This window comes from Bacillus sp. FSL P4-0248, assembly GCF_038593305.1.
GTDB classification, from domain to species: domain Bacteria; phylum Bacillota; class Bacilli; order Bacillales; family Bacillaceae; genus Bacillus; species Bacillus safensis.
Genome location: NZ_CP151983.1, coordinates 2,273,308 through 2,296,982, shown reverse-complemented (window position 1 = coordinate 2,296,982; position 23,675 = coordinate 2,273,308). Strand labels below are relative to the sequence as shown.

General features: G+C 41.4%; 27 protein-coding genes. 22 read left to right on the top strand and 5 right to left on the bottom strand.

All coding sequences use genetic code 11. The features are described from left to right. The first annotated feature begins 186 nt into the window (after window positions 1–186). Window positions 187–1,995, top strand: a complete 1,809-nt coding sequence (locus tag NST65_RS11735) for a T7SS effector LXG polymorphic toxin (RefSeq protein ID WP_081279472.1) — start codon at window positions 187–189, stop codon at window positions 1,993–1,995. Window positions 1,996–2,010: 15 nt separating this feature from the next. Continuing rightward, window positions 2,011–2,532, top strand: a complete 522-nt coding sequence (locus NST65_RS11730; RefSeq protein WP_065214616.1) for an Imm6 family immunity protein — start codon at window positions 2,011–2,013, stop codon at window positions 2,530–2,532. 64 nt (window positions 2,533–2,596) lie between these two features. On the opposite strand, the gene sigK is transcribed toward NST65_RS11730, so the two are convergent. Further along, window positions 2,597–3,325, bottom strand: coding sequence for an RNA polymerase sporulation sigma factor SigK (gene sigK, locus NST65_RS11725; protein WP_034738387.1), 729 nt, complete (start codon window positions 3,323–3,325; stop codon window positions 2,597–2,599). A 221-nt stretch (window positions 3,326–3,546) separates the two neighbouring features. Here sigK and NST65_RS11720 point away from each other — a divergent pair, with 221 nt between their 5' ends. The 4 genes from NST65_RS11720 (at window position 3,547) to NST65_RS11705 (ending at window position 6,608) form a co-directional block, all read left to right on the top strand. Next, on the top strand, window positions 3,547–4,668 hold the full coding sequence (locus NST65_RS11720; RefSeq protein WP_024427938.1) for a tetratricopeptide repeat protein: 1,122 nt from the start codon (window positions 3,547–3,549) through the stop codon (window positions 4,666–4,668). 158 nt (window positions 4,669–4,826) lie between these two features. Beyond that, window positions 4,827–5,567 (top strand): polysaccharide deacetylase family protein, encoded by a 741-nt coding sequence (locus NST65_RS11715; RefSeq protein ID WP_111926433.1) that lies wholly within the window; start codon window positions 4,827–4,829, stop codon window positions 5,565–5,567. An 84-nt stretch (window positions 5,568–5,651) separates the two neighbouring features. After that, window positions 5,652–6,380, top strand: a complete 729-nt coding sequence (locus NST65_RS11710; protein ID WP_034280072.1) for a GDSL-type esterase/lipase family protein — start codon at window positions 5,652–5,654, stop codon at window positions 6,378–6,380. A gap of 78 nt (window positions 6,381–6,458) precedes the next feature. Then, window positions 6,459–6,608 (top strand): hypothetical protein, encoded by a 150-nt coding sequence (locus NST65_RS11705; RefSeq protein WP_162842499.1) that lies wholly within the window; start codon window positions 6,459–6,461, stop codon window positions 6,606–6,608. 135 nt (window positions 6,609–6,743) lie between these two features. Here NST65_RS11705 and NST65_RS11700 read toward each other — a convergent pair whose 3' ends face one another. Beyond that, a complete protein-coding gene (locus NST65_RS11700; protein ID WP_003217327.1) occupies window positions 6,744–6,884 on the bottom strand; it encodes a sporulation histidine kinase inhibitor Sda in 141 nt (46 codons plus the stop codon). Between the two features lie 361 nt (window positions 6,885–7,245). On the opposite strand from NST65_RS11700, the gene NST65_RS11695 reads away from it, so the two are divergent. From NST65_RS11695 to NST65_RS11660, 8 genes are read left to right on the top strand one after another with little or no spacing between them, the layout of a single operon-like run. Further along, entirely contained in the window at window positions 7,246–7,767 is a 522-nt protein-coding gene (locus NST65_RS11695) for a YqeG family HAD IIIA-type phosphatase (RefSeq protein WP_008356191.1), read from the top strand. A 2-nt stretch (window positions 7,768–7,769) separates the two neighbouring features. Continuing rightward, window positions 7,770–8,870 carry a ribosome biogenesis GTPase YqeH gene (gene yqeH / locus NST65_RS11690; protein WP_025092936.1) on the top strand — a complete coding sequence of 367 codons (1,101 nt, stop codon included), beginning with the start codon at window positions 7,770–7,772 and terminating at the stop codon, window positions 8,868–8,870. Window positions 8,871–8,891: 21 nt separating this feature from the next. Beyond that, window positions 8,892–9,734, top strand: coding sequence for a shikimate dehydrogenase (aroE, locus tag NST65_RS11685; RefSeq protein WP_111926435.1), 843 nt, complete (start codon window positions 8,892–8,894; stop codon window positions 9,732–9,734). Next, window positions 9,728–10,018 (top strand): ribosome assembly RNA-binding protein YhbY, encoded by a 291-nt coding sequence (gene yhbY, locus NST65_RS11680; protein ID WP_008342507.1) that lies wholly within the window; start codon window positions 9,728–9,730, stop codon window positions 10,016–10,018. Before aroE ends, yhbY begins: the two co-directional genes overlap by 7 nt. A gap of 13 nt (window positions 10,019–10,031) precedes the next feature. Beyond that, the gene (locus NST65_RS11675; protein WP_070326485.1) at window positions 10,032–10,601 is read left to right on the top strand and encodes a nicotinate-nucleotide adenylyltransferase; all 570 of its coding nucleotides are present in this window, start codon (window positions 10,032–10,034) and stop codon (window positions 10,599–10,601) included. Continuing rightward, complete coding sequence (gene yqeK, locus NST65_RS11670) at window positions 10,591–11,154, top strand: bis(5'-nucleosyl)-tetraphosphatase (symmetrical) YqeK (RefSeq protein WP_111926437.1); 564 nt, start codon at window positions 10,591–10,593, stop codon at window positions 11,152–11,154. The genes NST65_RS11675 and yqeK overlap by 11 nt, the downstream gene beginning before the upstream one ends. Before the next feature lie 13 nt (window positions 11,155–11,167). After that, window positions 11,168–11,524, top strand: a complete 357-nt coding sequence (gene rsfS, locus NST65_RS11665; RefSeq protein WP_003217467.1) for a ribosome silencing factor — start codon at window positions 11,168–11,170, stop codon at window positions 11,522–11,524. Further along, window positions 11,521–12,264, top strand: a complete 744-nt coding sequence (locus NST65_RS11660; RefSeq protein WP_041106941.1) for a class I SAM-dependent methyltransferase — start codon at window positions 11,521–11,523, stop codon at window positions 12,262–12,264. The genes rsfS and NST65_RS11660 overlap by 4 nt, the downstream gene beginning before the upstream one ends. 48 nt (window positions 12,265–12,312) lie before the next feature. Here NST65_RS11660 and comER read toward each other — a convergent pair whose 3' ends face one another. Then, a complete protein-coding gene (gene comER, locus NST65_RS11655) occupies window positions 12,313–13,161 on the bottom strand; it encodes a late competence protein ComER (protein ID WP_111926439.1) in 849 nt (282 codons plus the stop codon). 90 nt (window positions 13,162–13,251) lie between these two features. On the opposite strand from comER, the gene NST65_RS11650 reads away from it, so the two are divergent. From NST65_RS11650 to NST65_RS11640, 3 genes are all read left to right on the top strand, one after another. After that, window positions 13,252–13,881 carry a helix-hairpin-helix domain-containing protein gene (locus NST65_RS11650; protein WP_111926441.1) on the top strand — a complete coding sequence of 210 codons (630 nt, stop codon included), beginning with the start codon at window positions 13,252–13,254 and terminating at the stop codon, window positions 13,879–13,881. A gap of 65 nt (window positions 13,882–13,946) precedes the next feature. Then, the gene (locus NST65_RS11645) at window positions 13,947–14,516 is read left to right on the top strand and encodes a ComE operon protein 2 (RefSeq protein WP_024423045.1); all 570 of its coding nucleotides are present in this window, start codon (window positions 13,947–13,949) and stop codon (window positions 14,514–14,516) included. Beyond that, the gene (locus tag NST65_RS11640) at window positions 14,509–16,836 is read left to right on the top strand and encodes a DNA internalization-related competence protein ComEC/Rec2 (RefSeq protein ID WP_111926443.1); all 2,328 of its coding nucleotides are present in this window, start codon (window positions 14,509–14,511) and stop codon (window positions 16,834–16,836) included. Before NST65_RS11645 ends, NST65_RS11640 begins: the two co-directional genes overlap by 8 nt. Before the next feature lie 39 nt (window positions 16,837–16,875). Here NST65_RS11640 and NST65_RS11635 read toward each other — a convergent pair whose 3' ends face one another. Then, window positions 16,876–17,010: a YqzM family protein gene (locus NST65_RS11635; protein WP_012010638.1), complete on the bottom strand. Its 135-nt coding sequence runs from the start codon at window positions 17,008–17,010 to the stop codon at window positions 16,876–16,878. 236 nt (window positions 17,011–17,246) lie between these two features. Between NST65_RS11635 and holA the strand changes: the two genes are divergently transcribed. Beyond that, window positions 17,247–18,266 (top strand): DNA polymerase III subunit delta, encoded by a 1,020-nt coding sequence (gene holA / locus NST65_RS11630; RefSeq protein WP_034280095.1) that lies wholly within the window; start codon window positions 17,247–17,249, stop codon window positions 18,264–18,266. A 134-nt stretch (window positions 18,267–18,400) separates the two neighbouring features. Here holA and rpsT read toward each other — a convergent pair whose 3' ends face one another. Further along, a complete protein-coding gene (rpsT, locus tag NST65_RS11625; RefSeq protein ID WP_024423042.1) occupies window positions 18,401–18,667 on the bottom strand; it encodes a 30S ribosomal protein S20 in 267 nt (88 codons plus the stop codon). A 198-nt stretch (window positions 18,668–18,865) separates the two neighbouring features. Here rpsT and gpr point away from each other — a divergent pair, with 198 nt between their 5' ends. From gpr to lepA, 4 genes are all read left to right on the top strand, one after another. After that, window positions 18,866–19,981: a GPR endopeptidase gene (gene gpr / locus NST65_RS11620; protein ID WP_111926445.1), complete on the top strand. Its 1,116-nt coding sequence runs from the start codon at window positions 18,866–18,868 to the stop codon at window positions 19,979–19,981. Window positions 19,982–20,047: 66 nt separating this feature from the next. Then, entirely contained in the window at window positions 20,048–21,256 is a 1,209-nt protein-coding gene (locus NST65_RS11615) for a stage II sporulation protein P (protein ID WP_046311822.1), read from the top strand. 13 nt (window positions 21,257–21,269) lie between these two features. Further along, complete coding sequence (locus NST65_RS11610; RefSeq protein ID WP_024423039.1) at window positions 21,270–21,602, top strand: YqxA family protein; 333 nt, start codon at window positions 21,270–21,272, stop codon at window positions 21,600–21,602. Window positions 21,603–21,743: 141 nt separating this feature from the next. Then, window positions 21,744–23,582, top strand: coding sequence for a translation elongation factor 4 (gene lepA, locus NST65_RS11605; protein ID WP_111926447.1), 1,839 nt, complete (start codon window positions 21,744–21,746; stop codon window positions 23,580–23,582). The last annotated feature ends 93 nt before the right edge of the window (window positions 23,583–23,675 follow it).

Below are 23,675 nucleotides of genomic sequence, written 5' to 3'. Positions count from 1 at the left end.
CCTGAAAAAAATCAAACATAGAGTTTTGGAGGTGGTAACGAGATAGGCTAAAGAAAGAGTTCGTATTACACGTTTAAATTTTTAAGAACTCTGAATCTCTGAGTGCTGTTTTTATATCTTTATTCCTATTTCATGACAAACCCTGTGTTGGTAAAATTGACCTTGTCAATGAATAGGAAGGAGTGAATTGGTAAGATACTTGATGCAAAAGCACTAACAAGTGCAATGGACACAAGGGCAAAACACTATCAGGAACTCCGTGAACAAATGTTAGATTTAAAAAAGGCATTACAAGGTGTTGCCAACCTAGGTGATGATTTTACTGGGAAAGGTGCCGATAACATTAAAAGCTTTTATAAAGAGCTCGCCGGAAATGTAGACATGTTTATCAGCTTCATAGATAAGCAAAAAGCCTTTCATGAAGGTGTTTCTGGGACACTTGATGATACGAGCTTTGGCGGCGATACCTTTGTAGAAGAACACTTTTTAGACAACGCAGTACATATGGGCATCAAGAATGCCAAAAGCATTGTAAAGGATCAAAAAAAGGCACTCAAAACGATTTTTCAAGACATTGATGACCTTATTTCCCTAGAGGTATTTGATAGTCAAACTTTTGATGAAAAAATAGAAGATGCGGAAGATGAACGAAAAAAGACGGTCAAAGATCTAAGCGAGCTTGATCAAAATTTAAAAGATGAATATGCTTTGTCAGAGACGGAGCAGCAAGCTACAATGGCATTGTATGCTGAAATGATGAATGCGACAAATGACGGAAAAGCGATTTCGCCTATGAATTTTGATAAGAAAGCGTATCAAAATAGCGACATTTACAAGGCAAAGAGCGATATTGAGAAGCAAACTTCTGAATATCTGAAAATCAAAAAAGAACAAGAAGAAGCCCGCAAGATCGCAAAGGAACAAGAAGCCCTCGCCAACCGTCCTTGGTATGAAAAAGCCCTCGATTATGGTGGAAACATCGTGAATGAACTGACCGGTGTGAACGATGCAAAACGTGCCGCAACAGGCATTGATCCAATCACAGGTGAGGAACTCACGGCAGGACAGAGAGTCGCGGCAGGCGGCATGGCAGCGGCTGGCTACATCCCTATCGTTGGCTGGGCAGGCCGCATTTTCAAAGGCGGGAAAGCAGTCTATAAAACCACCCAAGCCACATCAGCCGCAGTCAGAGCAGTCGACATTTACAAGACATCACAAAAATCCTTTGACGCCCTGAAAACATCTCAAAAAGGATTATATGGCCTCACCGCCACCAACGGCTTCAGCGAAGCAATCACAGGCCGCGATATGTTTGGAAACAAGATCTCAAAAGAACAGCAGGAAGCAAGTATGAACGCGGCGCTTGGAATGCTTTTGCCGTTTGGGGCGAAAGGGTTTAATGGCAGAATGGGAATTAATCAGAAAAGCACCCACCTTAATCAAGCAAGCGTAGGAAAGTCTGATTTAGATCGTTTACGGAAGAAGTGGAATGTTCCAGAAACTCAAACTGTTGCTGTAGGAAAAACAGATGTCAGAGGTTTGGAACGTAGCGTGTTCGAAGGTGGGTCACCAAAAGTTAGGAAAGAAGGAGGTCTTCCTTCATTAGATGAAGTTTATCCTGATCGGAAAATTAAGGCACCATATAAAAGATCAGTTAGAGGGCACGCTCAATTTATGGATCATGCAGAAGAAGGCGTAATAGCAGAATTTGAGGATGCAGTTAAAAAGGCAGGACTTAAACCAGAAGAGATAAAAGGTATACTAAATATCCATCAATCCAATCCAAATGGAGTTTGTAATAAATGTACAAAAGGTTTGTTTGATCGAGTTCCAAGTGAGGAAAGAGGAATATTCAAGCAACTGACAGATCACTATCCTGAATTGAAAATAAAAGTAACAACAGAACGAGATCCAAGTGTCCCACATCCAAGAGATACTTTATCTTTTGATGTTAAAAATGGTGTTACAGAAAATGTTGTTAAAATGAAAAAATAGGAAAGAGGCTATAGAATGGATTTTATAAATGACCTTAGTGAAGAAGCTAAAGTTGCTCTAGGATTAGCAATAGCTGAAAAAATGTATACATTCATAGATAAAGAAGATGATGGTTACCACATAGGAGAAAAAGCTTTAGATGATTGCTGGAAATGGCTTTCTGGGAAAGAGTTAAGTGCAGATGATTTATGTAATTATATAGATAGTGAAGATTATATGGATGTAGCCGAGTTCGCTAATAAAGAAAAAGATGAACAAAAACAATATGGCTGGTATTCAGTACTAGATGCAGTTTCTTACACAGCGTATCAAGCGTATAGACGAGAAAATAAAAAATTTGTTCCTCAAGTGCTAGAGGTAATAGACGATGAAACATTAATTGTAATGTGGGAAAATGCAATTGAGTCAAAAATGATTGATATGGCTGAATTAAATACCTTGAGAAAATATTTAGTTGATCATTATCCTAGCAAAGATCAAGATAATAACAAACTATATTTAATTAGCAAAGAGGACATCGCAGTCAAGAGACAGTAGCTTAGTGCCGAAAAAAACAGACCTCACGAGGTCTGTTTTTGTTAGAAGTTAGGGAAATTTATTTTCACTTCCCCTTCTCCCGTTTCCGTTTTTCCTTCTCCGCCCGGTAAAACTCATGAAACATCTTCATCAGCGCGCGCTTCTCAATACGGGATACATAGCTCCGCGATATCCCAAGCTCCTTGGCTATTTCCCGCTGCGTTTTTTCTTTCTTTAAATCAAGGCCGAACCTGCCGACGATGACTTCTTTTTCTCGGCCGTCGAGAATGTCGATATACTCTTTTACTTTTTCAAGCTCCATGTTGAGCTGAATGGTATCAATTACATCTTCATTTTCGGATTTTAAGACATCAATTAATGAAATTTCGTTGCCTTCTTTATCCTGACCGATGGGGTCATGCAAGGAGACGTCTTTTTTCGTTTTTTTGAGTGCGCGTAAGTGCATGAGAATTTCATTCTCAATACACCGCGCCGCATACGTTGCCAGCTTTGTTCCTTTTCCAGAAGAATAGCTTTCGATGGCTTTAATGAGTCCGATCGTCCCGATGGAGATGAGGTCTTCAGCGTCTTCCCCGGTATTTTCAAATTTCTTTACAATATGGGCGACGAGCCGAAGGTTATGTTCAATCAGCATGTTTCTTGCGTGTTCATCGCCCTGTGCCATGAGGGCTAAGTATTTTTTTTCATCATCTCCCGAAAGGGGCTGTGGAAAGGCATTGTTTTTGACATAGGACACTAAAAACACCAATTCTTTGACCATCAATCCCATCGCTGTAAATACTCCTGCCACGATTTTCACCTCCACCATGTTTAGGCCGCTGCCTATATCCTCAAATGTATGTGAAGGGGGGATTGTCTGTGTCTGTACGATGAAAAAATCATGTTTTTCGAAAAATGTTCGTCTCTTTTTACAGCTCCTCTCATATGTTTGCGGTTTCTTTGCGGTGCTTGGCGGTCAAGAAGCGTGCTAAAATATGTAATATTAGACCGAAAAGGAAGGGGTTTTTTCGGAACATGGGGAAGGTTCTATCTTCACATGTAGGTATGAAAATTAATGAATGGTATCGAATGATACGGCAGTTCAGTGTTCCAGATGCGGAAATCTTGAAAGCGGAAGTTGAAGCGGAAATTGAACAGATGGAAGAGGACCAGCATTTACTGATTTATTATCAGCTCATGTGTTTTCGGCACCAAATCATGCTTGACTATATACACCCTTCAAAATATCAACCTTTCTCAGTATCTAATCTAGTCGATAAAATCGAAAACTCCAATCATGAGTTATCTGATATGCTGCATTATTACCATGCATTTTTTCGTGGCATGCATGAATTTAGTCAAAAAGAATATTTAGAAGCCGTCAAATATTATCGAGTCGCAGAAAAGCAGCTGTCCATGGTATTTGATGATATTGAGCAGGCAGAGTTTCATTTTAAAGTGGCAGAAGCCTACTATATCATGAAACAAACACATGTCTCCATGCACCATATTTTAAAGGCGCTGGAAATATACGATCAGCATGATGCGTATACCATTCGCATCATTCAATGTCTCTTTGTCATCTCAGGAAATTATCAAGATTTAAAACGAAAAGACCGGGCACTGCCTCATTTAAAAAAGGCAAAACAGCTCGCATCTCAAATTGATCACCCGCGCATATACAGTTCAGCGCTCTATAATTTAGGAAAATGTTATGGTGAGCTTGGCTATAGAGAGGAAGCGGAACGATATTTAACGGAATCTGCTGATCTTGCCCGCAAAGAGCTGCTTCCAACGCTTCCGCATACGCTCTATACGCTGGCGAAGCTGCTTTTTAGACAGAATGAACAGGCGGATGCCCTGCGCATATTAGAAGATGGGAAATTGGCTGCAAAGAAGCATGAAGACCAGCTGTTCTGTCATATGTTTGAGTACCTGGATGCTCTATATGTTCAGGAAATCAATGAAGACCAACTGCAAAAAACCATTGATTATTTGGAAAAACTTAGCCTATACTCTTATATAGAGGATATCTCACTAGAAATTGCGACAGCCTTAGAAGCCTCTCAACAATACAAGAAGTCCAACCAGTATTATCAGAAATTATTATGGGCTCAAAATCAAATCCAAGAAGGAGAGTGTCTGTATGAATTCTAAGCAACGTTCGACAGTTGAAGAGAGAAACCAAACGTGAAACAAAGAGCGGGCCAATTATGGCCGGCTTTTTTTATTTGAAAAAAAAGCGGATATGAGCATGAATTGATGAGAAAGCGGGCAATTTATCGGTAATGATGTTCGGTGGAGGAGGCGGTCGAATGAGAGGGCTGCATATCTTGATGTGTATATGGCTGCTATGTGCTTTTATTCCTAATAAAATAGAGGCACGTACATTAAAACGAGTCGATCTTGAAAAAACGGGACGTGCCTTTTGGGACATGAGAGCGGAACGGAAAAAGATTGCGATCACCTTTGATGATGGTCCTCATCCAGTGTATACAAATCAAATATTGGATGTGCTGAAGGAGCATCAAGTGAATGCAAGCTTTTTTGTGATAGGGAGCCGAATTCATACATATCCAATGATCGCAGAACGGATTGTGGACGAGGGGAATGAACTCGGCAATCATACGATGAATCATACGTATTTTGACCTTTTGTCGTCAAAGGAGATCAAGCGGGAATTAAAAGAATCAGCGGCTCATATCGCTTCACTCCAGCCTGGCGGTCCCTTATTATTTCGCCCTCCTGGTGGACGCTTAACAATGAAATCATTCCGCATTCTATCAAAGCAAGGGTATGATGTGGTCATGTGGTCCTTTACGCAAGATCCGAAGGACTGGTCAAGACCAGGCGCACGTAAAATTGCAAGCCGAATCATTGATCATATTCAAGGCGGCGATATCATCCTTTTACATGATGGCGGAGGAAATCGCAAGCAAACGGTAGAAGCATTGAAACAAGTGATTCCTGAGTTGAAGAAGAGGGGCTATGAATTTGTAAAAGTAAGTGAACTGCTGCACCATGACAAAGCATATATGCCTGTTCAGCTGCAATAGGAAGCATTCGTCAAAAACATTCATTCATTGAAACCAAAAGTCTTGTCGTTTACTATATGAAGAGGGCTTTTGGAGGTGAATGTTGTGAAGAAATATGTTTTCCTTTTTATCCTACTATGTGTTGCTGCTGGGTGCGCAAAGCCAGTACAAGAAAGCGTCATTGCATTTGGTGACAGCAATACAAGAGGATCAAACTGGGACTTTCGAGATTATCCAACATCTGAAAAATGGGTGAATCTCATGAAAAACGTCGAGCGCGGCCAAATTCAAGTGAAGAATGCAGGCATTGGCGGGCAGACGACTGAAGACGCGAAACTTCGCTTTGAGCAGGATATTTTAAAACAGAAACCAACTTACGTCCTCATCATGTTCGGCACGAATGATGCGGCGATTTTAGACGGGAAACATCCCCGAGTGACGAAAAAACGGTTTAAAGAAAATTTAATCTACTTTGTTTCTGAAAGTAGAAAAGAAGGCATAACCCCGATTCTCATGACCTGTGTGCCTGTTGTAGAAGGCGGGAAAAAGGGCTTGTATTATTACTCTAGATATAAGTCATCTTATTTTGCCGGGAGAGGCGGGGCAAGAGCCTGGCAAAACTCTTATAATGATATCACCAGAGAAGTAGCGAAGGATGAGCAGGTGCCGCTTGTCGACAACTGGAAAGCTTTCATCCGAGAAGCTGGAGAAGATAGTGATCATGCCCTGATTCAGTCAGGTTTAATCGACCCTTCTGGCAATCATATGACACCAAAAGGGGCGAGAATTATTTATAACGAAATCAAAGAGCGTGATGTCATCAAACATTTTTAAATGATGGCCATCTGCCTAAACAAGACCATCCATCCAGCATAGTCTAACAGTATATCTTCCTAGAAGGAGGTAACTGATATGTGGGGATGTCCTTATCCTTACCCTGCGTGTTCGCCTTATCCAGCACAAGGAGCAGGAATCGGTTACGCTTTTCTTGTTGTGTTCCTTGTGGTCATTTTAGTCGTAGGCGGAGGGTTATGGTTTTGGAATGAACAGCCTTGCAATTAAGACACCTCTTCTTTCATCAGAAGGGGTGTTTTTTACGGAAAATAGTAGTAAGCCTATAGCGCAAGTGATATAATATCAGTCACCTGAGTTTAAAAAAGGAGAGTGCTCGGGAGGCATGGTTCCTGTGATATGGAATTAAGAGGAAACAGAGAGCATATGCCCGAGCGAACGTCTTTTCATTTCTGTCTCAATTAATTCAATGAAGTCGCGATTTAAGTTCATTTCATTTGCTTTATAATACGATTCTATAAGTAAATCATCTGACAGCTTTTTCATACTAGAAACCCATATGATGGGAAAAACACCTCCCCTGAAAAAGTTGGCATAAAATTTGAGGAAAAGACATATCATCATAGGTTGATCGACTGTCTTTGAAGTACCTTTAATCTACCATGAATGGGAAACAAGAACAATCGTTCTGTTATCCACATGGTTAAGTGGATAACTTGTGGGTAGAGTGTTTATAATTGAATGAAAGCGTGATGGAATATAGGTGGATAATGTGTGTAAAATTATCCACACCTGTTGAAGGTCCTCATCATATGTCGAAAACTTTTTCATTGTATTCGATAGACAGACAAATTGTGATTTGATTCGACACAATCGCTGAAAACCAATGGAAGAAAGGGTGCAAATTGTGCTAAAGAAGTATTTCTTACCGGATGAATTTGTGAAAAGTATTTTCCACATTTCACCGCAAAAATTAAAAGAACGAAATGTAAAAGGAATTATTACCGATCTAGATAACACACTAGTAGAATGGGACCGTCCAAGTGCGACACCGCGCTTAATTGAATGGTTTCAAGAAATGAAAGATCACGGGATACAAGTGACGATTGTATCGAACAATAATGAAAAAAGGGTCAAGCTTTTTTCTGAACCGGTTCATATTCCGTTTATTTATAAAGCGAGAAAGCCTATGGGAAGAGCCTTTAATAAGGCAGTCGCTGATATGCAGTTGAAAAAAGAAGATGTGGTTGTCATTGGAGATCAGCTCATGACAGATGTTCTTGGCGGGAATCGTCATGGCTTCCATACGATTTTGGTCGTTCCTGTTGCTGCCTCGGACGGATTTTTCACAAAGTTTAACAGGCAGATTGAACGCAGAATTTTAGGAGCCTTAAAGCGTAAGGGCCACATTCAGTGGGAGGAAGAGTAATAATGGAAAAGGTTGTTTGTATTGGCTGCGGTGTAGCCATTCAGACGGAAGATAAAGATCAATTAGGATATGCGCCGGCAGCATCTCTATTGAAAGAAGATGTGATCTGTCAGCGCTGTTTTAGGTTAAAGAACTACAATGAGATTCAAGATGTTTCTTTAACAGAGGACGACTTTTTAAATATATTGCACAGCATTGGAGAGACAGATTCTCTCATTGTGAAGGTCGTTGATATTTTTGACTTTAACGGAAGCTGGATCAATGGGCTGAACCGTATTGTCGGCGGTAATCCGATTTTACTTGTCGGCAACAAAGTGGATATTTTACCGAAATCCGTGAAAAAAGATCGTCTGATTCATTGGATGAAACGGGAAGCAAAGGAAAACGGATTAAACCCTATCGATGTTTTCTTGATCAGTGCAAGCAGAGGCCAGGGCGTACCTGAGGTGATGGAAGCGATCGATCATTACCGCGAGGGAAGAAATGTCTATGTTGTCGGCTGTACGAATGTTGGAAAATCAACATTTATCAATCGAATCATCAAAGAAGTATCTGGCGAAGAGAACGTTATTACTACATCCCAATATCCAGGTACTACACTTGATGCGATTGAAATTCCGCTTGATGACGGGTCTGCTTTATTTGATACGCCGGGCATCATCAACCGCCATCAAATGGCGCACTATGTCAGCAAAAATGACTTGAAGATTTTAACGCCGAAAAAAGAATTGAAACCGAGAACGTTCCAATTAAATGAAGCACAAACGCTTTATTTTGGCGGACTGGCTCGATTTGATTACGTAAAAGGCGGCAGAACATCATTTGTCTGCTATATGCCAAATGAGCTGAACATTCACCGTACAAAGCTGGAGAATGCAGATGATTTATATGAAAAACATGCAGGGGAACTCTTGTCACCGCCATCAAAAGAGGGAATGGAAGATTTCCCGCCGCTCGTTCCGCATACCTTTACCATTGATCAGCCAAAAATGGACATCGTCTTTTCAGGTTTAGGCTGGGTCACTGCAAATGATGCGGGCAAGCAAATCAAAGTTTATGCGCCAAAAGGCGTTCATGTGTTTATGAGACGTTCGTTAATTTAAATGTTCAAAGGGGGAGAGACCTTGAAACCTTTATACGGAGTAATCGGTAACCCTGTTGGCCACTCAATGTCTCCGGATATTCATAATGCAGCATTAAAGGATACTGGAATTGATGGACATTATCATGGCTTTCAAGTAGAAAGTGATGACCTGAAAGATGCGATTAGCGGCATGAAAGCGTTAGGAATCAGCGGCATTAACGTCACTGTTCCTCACAAGGTAGAAATCATGCAGTACCTCGACAAAATTGATGTGACAGCTGAACGCCTCGGTGCCGTCAATACGGTGAGGCTCGAAGGGGGTCAGCTCGTTGGGTACAATACAGATGGAGAAGGCTTTCTTCATTCATTGCTTGAAGCCTTGGATCAGCCGCTATCAGAGCTGTCATTTCTCTTGATTGGTGCTGGCGGAGCGGCAAGAGCGATTTATACGACAATTGCTCAGTATGCACCGAAGAGCTTTGATATTACGAACCGCACCATTGAAAAAGCTGAAGCTTTAATTGAAAGTGCAGAGGGGAAAATCACATCTCAAGCAATCACATTAAATGCAGCGGAAGAGCGGCTTGGGGAATATGATGTCATCATCCATACGACCTCGATCGGCATGTATCCGAATGTTGAAGAAACCCCGATTTCTTTAGCGAACGCAAAAAAAACAGCGGTCGTTTGTGATATTGTGTATAATCCAATAGAAACAAAACTGCTCAGTGAAGCAGCAGGTTTAGGCTTGAAAACAGTGGATGGGGTTGGCATGTTTGTTGGACAAGCAGTAAGAGCCTTTGAACTGTGGACAGGCATTACGCCTGACGCCGGAAAAATGAAGTCAATTGTCATAGAGAAATTAGGAGGAACACCATGTTAAAAGGTAAGCAAAAACGTTTTTTACGTGCACAAGCACATCATTTATCACCTATTTTTCAAGTTGGAAAAGGCGGGGTAAATGACAATATGGTCAAGCAAATTTCCGAGGCGCTTGAAGCAAGAGAACTGTTAAAGGTCAGCGTATTGCAAAATTGCGACGAGGACAAAACGGAAGTTGCGAAAGCACTTGTAAAAGGTGCAAAGGCTGAGCTCGTTCAAACGATCGGAAATGTGATTGTCCTTTACAAAGAATCTAAGGAAAATAAACAAATTAAGCTGCCGTAAAGGTGGATGCGATATGAAAAAAATAGGGTTGTTCGGCGGTACGTTTGATCCTCCCCATAACGGGCATTTGCTGATGGCAAGTGAGGTGCGGATTCAAGTGGGGCTTGATGAAATTTGGTTTATCCCAAACCATATGCCTCCTCATAAAACTGGACGGAAACGAGCAGATAGTTATCACCGGATAAAAATGGTGGAGGCGGCGATTCAGTCAAATCCATATTTTCGGCTCGAGCTCATTGAAATGGAGCGGGAGGGTCCGTCTTATACGGTAGATACAGTCGATCTGTTAAAGAAGCGTCATCCAGAAGATCAGTTCTTTTTTATGATAGGAGCGGACATGGTCGAGTATTTGCCAAAATGGCATCGGATCGATGATTTGCTTCAAATGATCACCTTTATTGGGATGAAAAGGCCGGGTTACGTTGGAAGTACGGGATATCCTGTTTTATTTGCAGATGTTCCAGCTTTTGATGTATCATCGACATTGATTAGGCAGCGAATAGAGCAGGGTAACCCTGTCGATTATTTGATTCCGAAAGCTGTTGAGCGTTATATAAAGGAGCATCATTTATATGAATCGTGAAGAAGCATTGAACTGTGTCAAAGAGCAGTTAACAGAGCATAGATATACACATACACTCGGAGTCATGGAGACAGCCATTTCATTAGCGGAACGGTTCGGTGCAGATGTGAAAAAAGCAGAGATCGCCGCTATTTTTCATGATTATGCGAAATTTAGACCAAAAGAAGAAATGAAGGGGATTATCCAAAAAGAACAGATGAACCCTTTATTGCTTGAATATTCGCCCGAGCTTTGGCACGCCCCGGTTGGTGCCTATTTGGTCAAAAAAGAAGCTGGAATTGATGATCAAGATGTGTTAACAGCTATTGAATTTCATACTTCCGGCAGACCAGACATGACCTTACTTGAAAAAGTCATTTATGTCGCAGATTATATTGAACCAGGACGTCATTTCCCTGGTGTCGAAGAAGTAAGGGAGTTAGCAGAACATGATCTAGATCGTGCACTGATCCAATCATTAAAAAACACCATCAGTTTTCTAATGAAAAAGAATCAGCCAGTCTTTCCAGATACGCTTGCTACTTACAACTCGCTTGTGCATAAGAAGAACTAAGGAGGAATTTTGGATGGATTCATCATCAATTTTAAACGTCGCAGCAGGAGCATGCGATGATAAACGGGCTGAGGATATTATTGCCCTTAATATGCAAGGAATCTCACTTGTTGCAGATTATTTTCTCATTTGTCACGGGAATTCTGATAAACAAGTGCAAGCCATTGCAAGAGAAGTAAAACATCTTGCAGAGGAAAGCGGAATCGAAGTGAAGAAGATGGAAGGCTTTGATGAAGCAAGATGGGTATTGATTGACCTAGGTGATGTCATTGCCCATGTGTTCCACAAAGAAGAAAGAGGATACTACAATCTAGAAAAGCTATGGGGAGATGCGCCGAGAGAAACCCTTTCACTTGGCATTAACTCATGATTTATCAAGGGTTTGCAGGTGTGTATGACGAGCTCATGACACATGCACCTTATGATGAATGGGTTCAGTGGATCCAGCAGTATATGAAGCCGAATGCTGCCATCATCGATGTAGGCTGTGGAACTGGAGAGATTTCTCTTCGGTTAGCTGAAAAGGGCCACAAGGTCACAGGAATTGACCTCAGTGAAGAAATGCTGGCCTTCGCGCAGCAAAAAGCGCAGGCGAAAAAGCAGTCGATTCAATTTTTACATCAAGATATGAGAGAGGTTACGGGCTTTGAACAAGCCTTCCAGGCAGCTGTTATTTGCTGTGATTCCTTGAATTACTTAAAAAACGAAAATGACGTCAAAAAAACCTTTAAAAACATGTTTCAGCTTTTAGAGGCAGATGGGGTTTTACTTTTTGATGTTCATACGCCTTATAAAATGGAAGAGGTATTCCCGGGTTCGACTTATGCAGATCAAGATGAAGAGATCAGCTATATTTGGCAGAGTGATAAAGGGGATGACATGTATTCGGTCATTCATGATTTAAGCTTTTTTGTAAAAGACGGAGACATGTATCAGCGTTATGATGAGACACATGAACAGCGCACATTTCCATTTGAAACATATGCAGCGTTCCTTGAGTCCGCTGGCTTTGAACAAATAGAAGTGACTGCTGATTTTACAAATGAAGCCCCCGGTGAATTCGCCGAAAGGTATTTCATCTCAGCTAAGAAACCAAAAACCATCGTTTAATAGAACGATGGTTTTTTAAAACCCTTTTTTCGCTTGTTGCAAAGATGATTAATTTCTGCGATCATCAGTGAACACGCTTGGCGGATATTGAAGCGCAACCGCCTCTAGATCTTCATCGAATTTTTCATGGGTGTTTTGAAAGAGACGGTGAAACATATCTTGCACACCTGCTTCAAGTGCTTTAATGCCTTCACCAGTGACGCCGCCTTTCACACATACTTTGTCTTGCAGTGTCGGAAGGGTATAGACTCTTTTTTCAATCAAACGGCCAAGACCAACAAGCATATCCTCTGATAAGGTGGTGGCTTCTTCTTTAGAAATATCCGTTTCTTCTACGGCTGCTTCAATCATTTTCTGAACGAGAAAACTGATAAAAGCAGGTCCGCAGCTGACAATATCGGAAGCCGCTCTTGTAATTGAATGATGGATCTCGATAGGTGTTGAAATGCACGAAGCTAACTGTCTTAACGCAGTTTTCGTCGCGGCATTGCATGATGAACCAAAAGTTAAAAGTGATGCGCCTGATAAAGCACGGTTTGTAATGCTTGGAATCAGCCTGGCTGTTTGACAAGGAACGATATCCTGAAGCTGTTCAGGATGAACCGGACTTGTAATGATGACAATGGTTTGCTGCTCCGTTAAAAGAGGGCTCAGCTCTTTTAAAAGTGGATAAATATCAAGTGGTTTGACACAAACAAAAATGAAATCTTTATTCGTGACAGCCCCTGAAAGCTGTTTCGTTACTTCAAGCTCTGGATGGTTCTTTTTTATATTGAACGCTTTTTCAATGGTTCGGTTTGTAATAGTAATCGATGAGGGATTGACTGTCTTTGATTCAATAAATGCCTCAGTAAGTATGGTACCCATGTTTCCTGTACCGATTAACCCTATATTCAAACGTTCTCCCTCCTTAGACGCATTGGATCTGTTATCTTCTAAACAGTATGTTGAGCAGTAGAAAAATATGATTGAAAGAAGCGTGAGTAAGTGAAACGACTCATTTCATTAAAAAAATACAGTCTTTATATCGCCGCTGGACTCATAGTCGTGATCATCTTCAGTTTCTTCTTTTTTACTGGAAAAGGAGAGGGCAACAGAGAGCCAAGTGTATCGAAGGAAAATAAAGACATACAAGTCACATTAGAAGACAAACAAGAAAAGACAGAAAAAGAGCCATCGACGATTTTTGTAGAGGTCAAAGGAGCTGTAAGGAAGCCAGGTGTTTATACGTTTCAATCTGATGCTCGGGTAGAGGAAGCGATTCAAAGGGCAGGAGGCTTTACCAGCAAAGCAGACTCGATTGAAATCAACCAAGCAGCTAAATTAGAGGATAGTATGATGATTTATGTTCGGAAGCAGGGGGAAGCGGAAAGAGAGACGCAAACAGCATCAGCTGACGCATCAACGGGCGTTGAAAAGAGTGAAGGTGTGAATGTCAATCAGGCCGATGCAGCCGAATTGCAAACCATTAACGGCATAGGACCAGCTAAAGCCGAAGCTATAATAATGTATAGAGAGGAACACGGAGAATTTCAACAAATTGAAGACTTGCGGAACATTTCAGGTTTTGGGGAAAAGACGATTGAACGGCTGAAAAGTCAATTGACCGTGAAGTAGAATTGACGTTAGAGAAGAAAGGCATGTACACTTAATATCAACCATCATTCTGGAGGGATCAGCTCGTGGAAAGAATTTCATGGAATCAATATTTTATGGCACAAAGCCATTTGCTTGCTTTACGAAGCACCTGTGAGCGGTTAGCTGTTGGGGCGACCATCGTAAGGGACAAGCGCATCATTGCAGGGGGGTATAATGGCTCCATTGCCGGTGATGTTCATTGTGCGGATGTAGGGTGCTATGTCATTGATCATCACTGTGTTCGCACCATCCATGCGGAAATGAATGCTATTTTACAATGTGCCAAATTTGGTGCACCTACAGCTGATGCTGAAATATATGTCACACATTTTCCTTGTTTACAGTGCTGTAAAGCCATCATTCAAGCGGGCATACGAACAGTGTACTATGCAAAGGATTATAAAAATCATCCATATGCGATTGATTTATTCGAGCAGGCGGGTGTTCAAACAGAGCAAGTTGAATTAGATGAAATGATCATCGACTTAAAAAATCAAGAAAAATTGGCCTTTGTTGCAGATTTAATTGGGAAGCTGAGTGAATCAGGACTTAGCGAAACAGAAATTCGCGATATGCATGAGAAGGCGAATCAATTATTTACTTCCTATGTTTAAATATTTGCCGTTTGGGGCAATTTCAGCAGCTGTTGGAATTGCTCTGGCTGCATATCATCTTCATATGTATTTCCTTCTCTTTCTTCTCATCATATTACTTCTCAGCCTACTGAAAAATATGCCTCAGCTCTTTTTAATGGTCAGCCTATGCGGTGCTGTCTATATACTCATTTTTATGATTCATGAGTCTCTTGAAACGGATCAACCCGTACTAGAAAAATTCCTATCTGGTTCCGTTGTGATTGAAAGTATTCCGAAAACAGATGGCAATCGTTTTTCAGCGACTGTTTCAACAGACCATGAACAACTAGCCACTTTTTATACAATTCAAACAGAGCGTGAAAAAGAGGCATTAAAAGAGGTAGAACCTGGTATGAGCTGTCACATGACAGGTGATGTTCGTCCAGCAAAGCAAGCAACCATTCCTAACGGGTTTCAATACGATCAATTTTTAAAATCAAAAGGCATTGACGCCATTTTTCTGCCACAGTCGATCAAAAACTGTACAAAAAAAGACGGGTCTTCCTATTTTCTTCAAGTGATAAGGCAAAAAGGTTTGAAATTTTTAGAAGATCATGTGCCTAAACACTCTGTTGGCATTGTACAGGCACTAATTTTTGGCGATCGTGAGTTGATAGAACCTGACACATTAAGAGATTATCAAATGCTCGGCATTATTCATTTACTAGCGATCTCAGGATTGCATGTGCAAACGCTTCTTGCATGTTTATTTTGGTGTCTCCTTCGTGCAGGCGTGACAAGAGAGACAGCACGTATTCTTCTCTTATGTTTTCTTCCAATTTATGCTTGTTTGACAGGTGCTGCACCATCTGTTTTAAGAGCTTGCCTCATGGCAGGAATCTATTTAGTGATGACTAGTCTGCCAAAAGAAATGAAACAGCCTTCTGCTGTGGTATTAAGTGCAACGTTTTTACTCTTATTAGCGGTTCATCCTCTTTATTTATTTGATATCGGATTTCAGCTTTCATTCGCGGTCACGTTTTTTATTTTGTTATCGACTAGGATTTTATCAAAAGCAAAAAGTTCAGTCATGCAATTATTCCTGATTTCCTTTATTGCACAGCTTGCTTCACTTCCTGTTCTTTTATATCATTTTCATCAATTCTCTTTACTGAGCGTACCTTTGAACATGATATTTGTTCCTTTATATACGACGGTCGTTATGCCGCTGTCCTTACTCTTTTTTATTCTCACTATCATTTATCTTCCGCTTGGACAAACATTGTTTCAGCTGCTTGATTCGGTGATTCAGCTTAGTCATCAATTGTCAGCCTATATGGCTGTTTTTGATGAATTCAACTTGATTTTTATGAAGTCTGCTTGGTGGCATATTCTGCTTGAGGTGAGCGCCTTAATTGTTCTGTTATTTGTGATGGAGAGCAAAACTTCTGTGAAATCCTATGCACTGCCGATCCTTTTTCTTATTGGTGTCTTGAGTGCACACTATTTCACCCCGAATTTTCTCGAAAAAGGGGAAGTGACAATGCTGGATGTAGGACAGGGGGATAGTTTGTTTATTCAGCTGCCCTATCGAAAGGGGCACCTGCTTGTGGATACAGGAGGCAGACTTTCTTTTGAAGAAGAACCGTGGAAAAAAAGACGTAAGGTGTCTACGATCGGTGATCAAACGCTGATCCCGTTTCTGCATTCTAAAGGGATAGCAAAACTTGATGTTCTTATTCTCACACATGCGGATCAAGACCATATGGGAGAAGCAGCTCGTTTAATCAAGCGAAATAAAGTAAAGCGGCTGGCTATTCCAAAAGGCTTTGCACGGAGTCCAGAGGATGCGGAGCTGTTAAAAGAAGCAGCTGATCAAGGGATCATGATTGATGAATTAGAGAGAGGAGATCAGCTTCAGATTGGAGAGCAAATATTTCAGGTCCTTCATCCATCGCGTGATCGGGTAACAACTAAGAATAATGATTCACTCGTTTTGACATTTACTCTAGGCGGGAAGCGGTTTATGCTCACTGGAGATCTTGAACAAGAAGGGGAGCGAGACATGATAGAAGCCTTTCCTCATCTGCGGGCAGATATCTTAAAGGTTGGACATCACGGGAGTAAAGGGTCAACAAGCGAAGAATGGCTTCAGCATCTCAAGCCCTCACATGCACTCATTTCAGCAGGTGAACGCAATCGTTATCAGCATCCACATCAGGAAGTATTGAAAAAATTAAAGGATCAACAAATGAAAGTGTATCGGACAGATATCGATGGGAGCGTGACGTATGAATTTCTCGATGAGCAAGGAACGTTTTACACTCATCCTCCATATGATATCTTACAAAATCAATAAAAAAACTGCCAAAACGGCAGTCATGTAACCTTCATGAAGTTAAGATCCAACGAGGTGTATAATGGTTGCCAAAATAAACATTGAGGCGAAAAATCCGAATGTGACGATAAAACCAACGGCTGAGTCGGTCACATCATTCCGCTTGCTTTGAACATTTTTTTCAAATTCATTCATTTTCATCCCTCCTGGCTAATTTTAGTATACTTGAACTCATTTGGAATTGCTAGAAGGTAAAGTAACCGTTTTCCATTTTATGATCATTTTATGAATATCGTCTGACAGCAGGCTGACCCGGGAGCTTGCGCCGGACGTTTACTATAAATGAGGAGGCGGCACTTTCAGCTTCCTCTTTACTAATGTCTTCACACACTTTAGGATAGAGGAGGAAGTGAAAGAGAGGGAGTCAATTGATGGTCTTTGATGTATGGAATAATTTAAAACGAGGGGATATCCATCCCGTTTATTGCTTATATGGGAAAGAAACATATTTACTGCAAGAAACCGCTGCTAAATTGAGACAAGCTGTAGTAGAGGAAGAAACGAAGGATTTTAATTACTCCGTCTTCGATATGGAAGAAGTGCCGCTTGAACAGGCTGTGACGGATGCAGAAACATTTCCGTTTATGGGAGAAAGACGTCTCGTCGTGATCAAGAATCCTTATTTTCTTACTGCTGAAAAGAAAAAGGAAAAGATTGAGCATGAGCTTTCTGTATTAGAAGCTTATTTAGAAAAGCCAGCGCCCTATACCATTCTCGTGTTATTGGCACCATATGAAAAGCTGGATGAGCGTAAGAAAATCACCAAATTGCTAAAAAAGAAAGCTGCTGTCGTTGAGGCGAAAGAGTTAAACCCAAAAGAAACAACTGATTTCACCATCACACTGGTGAAGACAGAAGGAAAGACGATTACATCCGAAGCGGCTGAGCAGCTTGTGATGCTATGCGGCGGAAGTCTCTCCTCTCTATTCCAAGAGGTTCGAAAGCTAAGTACATATATTGGAGAGCGGGAAGAAATTGAGTTAGCAGATGTCAATCAGCTCGTTGCAAGAAGCTTAGAGCAAAATATTTTCGAGCTGATTAATCAAATCGTAAACAGACGCCGCTCTGAGGCCATGCAGATGTTTTATGACCTGCTGAAGCAAAATGAGGAACCCATTAAAATATTAGCACTCATTTCAACTCAATTTCGATTGATTTTGCAGACGAAGTACTTCGCTCAGCAAGGCTATGGACAAAAACAAATTGCTTCAAATCTAAAAGTCCATCCGTTTCGGGTCAAACTTGCGATGGATCAGGCAAGACTGTTTTCAGAAGAAGAGCTCAAGCAGATCGTCAAAGAGCTTTCAACGATTGATTATGAAATGAAAACCGGTAAAAAGGACAAGCAGCTGCTGTTAGAATTGTTCCTGCTTCGTTTGTTAGGCGCTTGAACATAAAAAAACGACCTTCTAAAAAGAGGGTCGTTTTTGTTTAGATGTATAATTGCCAGTCTGTCCTTAAGGCTGTGCCGGTCAGGACGGACGTACAGTTAAACAGGTGCCTCATCACTGAGGCGTTGCAAGCATTATGCAGAAAGTCCGTTTACTTGTTTAGCAAGTCTTGATTTGTAACGCGCAGCTGCGTTTTTGTGTACAAGACCAGTTTTAACGGCTTTGTCAATGCGTTTTGCAGCAGAAGCAAGAGCAGCTTTTGCTTGCTCAGCATCGTTGTTAGCTACAGAAACTTCAACTTGTTTAATCGCAGTACGCATCGCAGACTTGATTGTTACGTTATGTGCACGGCGTTCGTTATTCGTTTTTGTACGTTTGATCGCTGATTTAATATTTGGCATGTGTTTCACCTCCTAAGATACAACCTAAACACAATTGTCTTAAGGTTAAATCTTCACAATAGAACAAATTGTATTCTATCAAACACACCTTTAGAATGCAATATAAATGTAAAGTATTTTTCATTGATGACGTACTCGAATGTTTCTTTCAAGAGATGGAAAGACTACTGTTAATTACTTGGTGGAAGGAGTCTTTTTATGGAGAAACAGAAACTTGATTTAAGCGTTTATCAAATCCGGACAGACCTCGCTGTTGAAACAAAAGAGATACTAGAACAAGAGAACAATCCGAATGTCGTCAAAAAGGACGGGATCCAAGGGATTGTCGAAAAGGAAAAAGATGAGCAGGGCATCCGCATACGCACTGTAGAAATCACGAAAGAAGGGGAGGCGCTGACCGGCAAAAAGGCAGGGACATACTTGACGTTTGAGGCGCAAGGTATTCGAGAGAAAGACTCTGAGATGCAAGAAAAAGTCGTCGAAGTCTTTGCACGTCATTTTGCTCAGTTTTTAAAAGACCGAGGCATTCAGGCTGATGCGAGCTGCCTTGTAGTAGGGCTGGGAAACTGGAATGTCACGCCAGATGCACTAGGGCCTCTCACAGTTGAAAACCTGCTTGTGACCCGCCATCTCTTTGAATTGCAGCCGGAAAATGTTCAGGAAGGCTATCGCCCGGTTTCTTCTTTGTCACCTGGTGTGATGGGACTGACCGGTATTGAAACAAGTGACATTATCCAAGGTGTGATTGAGCGGTCTAAGCCTGATTTTGTCATCGCGGTCGATGCCCTTGCTGCTCGTGCGGTGGAACGAGTGAATACAACCATTCAAATTTCTGATACAGGTATCCATCCCGGTTCTGGTGTAGGGAATAAGCGAAAAGAATTAAGCAAAGAAACATTGGGAATTCCAGTGATTGCGATTGGCGTTCCGACAGTGGTGGATGCAGTAACCATTGCAAGTGACACAATTGATTATGTCTTAAAGCATTTTGGTAGAGAACTAAAAGATGATAGACCATCCCGCTCTCTTGTGCCAGCTGGTTTGACATTCGGGAAGAAAAAAGTGCTTAAAGAAGAGGACTTGCCAGATGAAGAAACGCGTCAATCATTCTTAGGCATCGTAGGAACCCTTCCTGAAGAAGAGAAAAGGCAGCTGATCCACGAAGTGCTTGCGCCCCTGGGTCAAAATTTAATGGTCACGCCTAAGGAAGTCGATACATTCATTGATGATATGGCAAACGTACTTGCCAACGGATTAAACACAGCGCTTCATCAAAAAATCACTCAAGATAACATGGGTTCATATAATCATTAATCGGTTCTACTTTCTCTAGCTCGCTCATAGTGTAATTACTAGAAAGCGTGCTGGAGGGAGTAAATCATGAAAAAAAGACCCCGCCGTCCTCGACAGTTGGTCGTTGCGATTAATGGAACGAAAGTAGTAAAAAGCATCTTCTTATTTATTGCCTCTCTTGTTGTGGTGTTTGTGATATCAGGGGCTTTGACCTCTTTAAAACCCGAGCTGAGGCCGCAAGCCTCGTTATATGGTGTAGCAGATGAGCTCTCTGGCGCATTTTTTGCCACATTAATGGGCATGGAAAACCAATATTTCGCCTCAGCAGTTCCAGAAGCTCAAAAAGGATTTCATTTCTCTGGGCTGTCACTGAAGCTTGCAACCAGTATTAATTTAGAAGACCCGCGCAGTTTCCTAGGAAGAGAACTCCCAGGCTTTGAACATTTTGATACAAAAATCATCTTAGCGGGTGAAGGAACAGATTATACCAACATGCCAATGGAATCACCGCCGCCTAGTGAAGTAATCCAAGATGAAAAAGAAGCAAATCTGGCTGAGCTGGACAAGCTCGATGATGATACGCCGAAAAAGCCTGCCAAAGAACCTGACCGGTCAACAGGAAAACGAAAAGCTGTGTACATTTACCACACACATAATACGGAATCATATTTACCATTTTTAAAAGGAGAAACGAATCCAAATAATGCACGGCACTCAAAAGTGAATGTCACCCTTGTCGGCGACATGTTTGGAAAGGCGCTTGATCAGCAAGGAATCGGCAATACAGTCGACAAAACGGAAATTGAAAAAAGACTGTTAAAAAAAGGATTAAAGTATCCGCAGTCTTATAATGAATCAAGATTGGTCGTGAAAGAAGCCTTAGCGAAAAATGATGACCTCGATTATTTAATTGATATTCACCGGGACTCAAGAAGAAAGAAAGATACGACTGTCGAAATCAAAGGGAAAAAATATGCGAGAATTGCGTTTGTTGTTGGGAAGAAGAATCAAAGCTATGAGAAAAACTTAAAGCTTGCGACAGAGTTCCACCATTTGATGGAGAAAAAATATAAAGGTCTTAGTGTCGGTGTGTTTGCCAAAGGAGAAATTGGCGATAATGGAATCTATAATCAAGATTTATCCGACAAAGCCCTTCTTTTAGAATTTGGTGGAGTAGATAATAATATGGAAGAATTGAGAAATGCATCCAATGCAGCAGCTGATGTATTCAGCGACATTTTCTGGGACGCGGAAAAGGTTGACGGCAAAGCAAAGGATGAGAAAAAACGCTCTTAAGGTGGTGACGGATATGGGCTCATTTATTGGAAAAACCATTATTTTAGGATTGGTCTTGCTGTTTGGTGTCTTTTTAGGAATGCAGCAAGCGAATAATGGCATGCTGCAAATGAAGGGCTACCATGATCCGCAATTAAAAGGAGCTTTCTCCATTCAAATGAACGACAATGAAGAGAAGGAAGCTTCTATCTTAGGAACGGCTGTTACAGAAAAGGATCTTGCCGAAAAACAAAAACAGCTGGAGGAAATAGAGGGCTTTAATGCCTTTTCCAAGGCAGGAAAAGCCCTGTCTGATGGCATGACACATGCAGCCCGTTCTCTTTATGATTGGGTGAATGGGAAATAAACGAATTTCATGAGATATCACCCTTTTGATCAAAGCCGCTGACCAATAAGCGGCTTTTCTTGATTTCGATTGAATCTTTACAGCCCTATTGATATAATCTAACCTAGCGCAACCCGCGTTTTATAGTAGGAGTGATAGATTGTGACAGATAAAGAAAAACGATTAGAGCGGCAATCAAGAATTCGAAATTTCTCCATTATCGCCCATATTGACCATGGGAAATCCACATTGGCGGACCGTATTTTGGAAAAAACAGCGGCGATTACGCAGCGAGAAATGAAAGAACAATTGCTTGATTCCATGGATTTAGAGCGTGAACGCGGCATAACGATTAAATTAAACTCTGTCCAGCTGAAGTATAAGGCGAAGGATGGAGAAGAATATATCATGCACCTGATTGATACACCAGGGCATGTCGACTTCACCTATGAGGTATCTCGAAGCCTAGCTGCCTGTGAGGGTGCGATTCTCGTAGTAGATGCAGCACAAGGAATTGAAGCACAGACACTTGCGAACGTTTATTTAGCTCTTGATAACAACTTAGAAATTCTTCCGATTATCAACAAAATCGATCTGCCAAGTGCAGAGCCTGAGCGTGTAAGAGAAGAAATTGAAGATGTCATCGGGTTGGATGCGTCTGAAGCTGTTCTCACCTCTGCTAAGGCGGGTATTGGAATCGAGGATATTTTAGAACAAATCGTTGAAAAGGTGCCGGCTCCCGCTGGAGATCCAGAAGCACCACTTCAAGCCCTTATTTTTGATTCTCTTTACGATGCGTATCGCGGCGTTATTGCGTACATACGAATTGTCGAAGGAACCGTCAGACCTGGTCAGAAAATTAAAATGATGGCGACGGGGAAAGAATTTGAAGTACTTGAAGTTGGCGTTTTCACACCAAAAGCCATGCCAACAGACGAACTCACCGTTGGAGATGTTGGCTACTTAACCGCTGCGATTAAAAATGTCGGTGATACACGTGTAGGGGATACGATCACAAGCGCGGAAAACCCTGCGAAAGAAGCACTTCCAGGATACAGAAAGCTAAACCCAATGGTATACTGCGGACTTTATCCAATTGATACAGCGAAATACAATGACTTACGTGAAGCGTTAGAAAAGCTTGAATTAAATGATTCTTCACTTCAATATGAGGCAGAGACATCCCAAGCACTTGGCTTCGGTTTCCGCTGCGGCTTCCTTGGAATGCTTCATATGGAAATCATCCAAGAACGGATTGAACGTGAATTTAAAATTGATCTGATTACGACAGCGCCAAGTGTTATTTATGATGTATATATGACAGATGGAGAAAAAATCGTCGTAGATAACCCATCCAATCTGCCTGATCCGCAAAAGATTGAGCGAATTGAAGAACCGTATGTAAAAGCAACAATGATGGTGCCGAATGACTATGTAGGCTCTGTGATGGAGCTTTGCCAAGGAAAGCGCGGGAATTTCATTGATATGCAGTATCTTGATGCGAACCGCGTGAGCATTGTGTACGAAATTCCTTTGGCAGAGATCGTATACGAATTCTTTGATCAGCTAAAGTCCAACACAAAAGGCTATGCGTCCTTTGATTATGAGCTGATTGGCTATCGTCCTTCGACGCTGGTGAAGATGGATATCATGCTGAATGGCGAAAAAATCGATGCCCTTTCCTTTATTGTTCACCGCGATTATGCATATGAACGAGGCAAGATCATCGTAGAAAAGTTAAAAGAATTGATTCCACGCCAGCACTTTGAAGTACCGGTTCAAGCAGCAATCGGTCAAAAAATCGTTGCTCGTTCCACCATTAAAGCGATGCGTAAAAACGTACTTGCTAAATGTTATGGTGGAGACATTTCCCGGAAAAGAAAGCTTCTTGAGAAGCAAAAAGAAGGGAAAAAGCGCATGAAGCAAGTGGGCTCTGTTGAAGTCCCGCAAGAAGCATTTATGGCTGTGCTGAAGATGGACGACAGCATACCAAAAAAATAACATCCTCAAGGCTGCCTGCTTTACAATGTCTGCCTTGACGTTTATAGTCGATAACAAACAAAGACGCCGCAGCGATAAACTGCGGCTCTTTAC

What these genes read in the sequence shown, in the direction of transcription:
- NST65_RS11730 (WP_065214616.1), top strand. Translation starts at nt 2,011, where the DNA reads ATGGATTTTATAAATGACCTTAGTGAAGAAGCTAAAGTTGCTCTAGGA.
- NST65_RS11720 (WP_024427938.1), top strand. Translation starts at nt 3,547, where the DNA reads ATGGGGAAGGTTCTATCTTCACATGTAGGTATGAAAATTAATGAATGG.
- NST65_RS11715 (WP_111926433.1), top strand. Translation starts at nt 4,827, where the DNA reads ATGAGAGGGCTGCATATCTTGATGTGTATATGGCTGCTATGTGCTTTT.
- NST65_RS11705 (WP_162842499.1), top strand. Translation starts at nt 6,459, where the DNA reads ATGTGGGGATGTCCTTATCCTTACCCTGCGTGTTCGCCTTATCCAGCA.
- NST65_RS11700 (WP_003217327.1), bottom strand. Translation starts at nt 6,884, where the DNA reads ATGAAAAAGCTGTCAGATGATTTACTTATAGAATCGTATTATAAAGCA.
- yqeH (WP_025092936.1), top strand. Translation starts at nt 7,770, where the DNA reads ATGGAAAAGGTTGTTTGTATTGGCTGCGGTGTAGCCATTCAGACGGAA.
- yhbY (WP_008342507.1), top strand. Translation starts at nt 9,728, where the DNA reads ATGTTAAAAGGTAAGCAAAAACGTTTTTTACGTGCACAAGCACATCAT.
- NST65_RS11675 (WP_070326485.1), top strand. Translation starts at nt 10,032, where the DNA reads ATGAAAAAAATAGGGTTGTTCGGCGGTACGTTTGATCCTCCCCATAAC.
- yqeK (WP_111926437.1), top strand. Translation starts at nt 10,591, where the DNA reads ATGAATCGTGAAGAAGCATTGAACTGTGTCAAAGAGCAGTTAACAGAG.
- rsfS (WP_003217467.1), top strand. Translation starts at nt 11,168, where the DNA reads ATGGATTCATCATCAATTTTAAACGTCGCAGCAGGAGCATGCGATGAT.
- NST65_RS11660 (WP_041106941.1), top strand. Translation starts at nt 11,521, where the DNA reads ATGATTTATCAAGGGTTTGCAGGTGTGTATGACGAGCTCATGACACAT.
- NST65_RS11640 (WP_111926443.1), top strand. Translation starts at nt 14,509, where the DNA reads ATGTTTAAATATTTGCCGTTTGGGGCAATTTCAGCAGCTGTTGGAATT.
- NST65_RS11635 (WP_012010638.1), bottom strand. Translation starts at nt 17,010, where the DNA reads ATGAATGAATTTGAAAAAAATGTTCAAAGCAAGCGGAATGATGTGACC.
- holA (WP_034280095.1), top strand. Translation starts at nt 17,247, where the DNA reads ATGGTCTTTGATGTATGGAATAATTTAAAACGAGGGGATATCCATCCC.
- rpsT (WP_024423042.1), bottom strand. Translation starts at nt 18,667, where the DNA reads ATGCCAAATATTAAATCAGCGATCAAACGTACAAAAACGAATAACGAA.
- gpr (WP_111926445.1), top strand. Translation starts at nt 18,866, where the DNA reads ATGGAGAAACAGAAACTTGATTTAAGCGTTTATCAAATCCGGACAGAC.
- NST65_RS11615 (WP_046311822.1), top strand. Translation starts at nt 20,048, where the DNA reads ATGAAAAAAAGACCCCGCCGTCCTCGACAGTTGGTCGTTGCGATTAAT.
- NST65_RS11610 (WP_024423039.1), top strand. Translation starts at nt 21,270, where the DNA reads ATGGGCTCATTTATTGGAAAAACCATTATTTTAGGATTGGTCTTGCTG.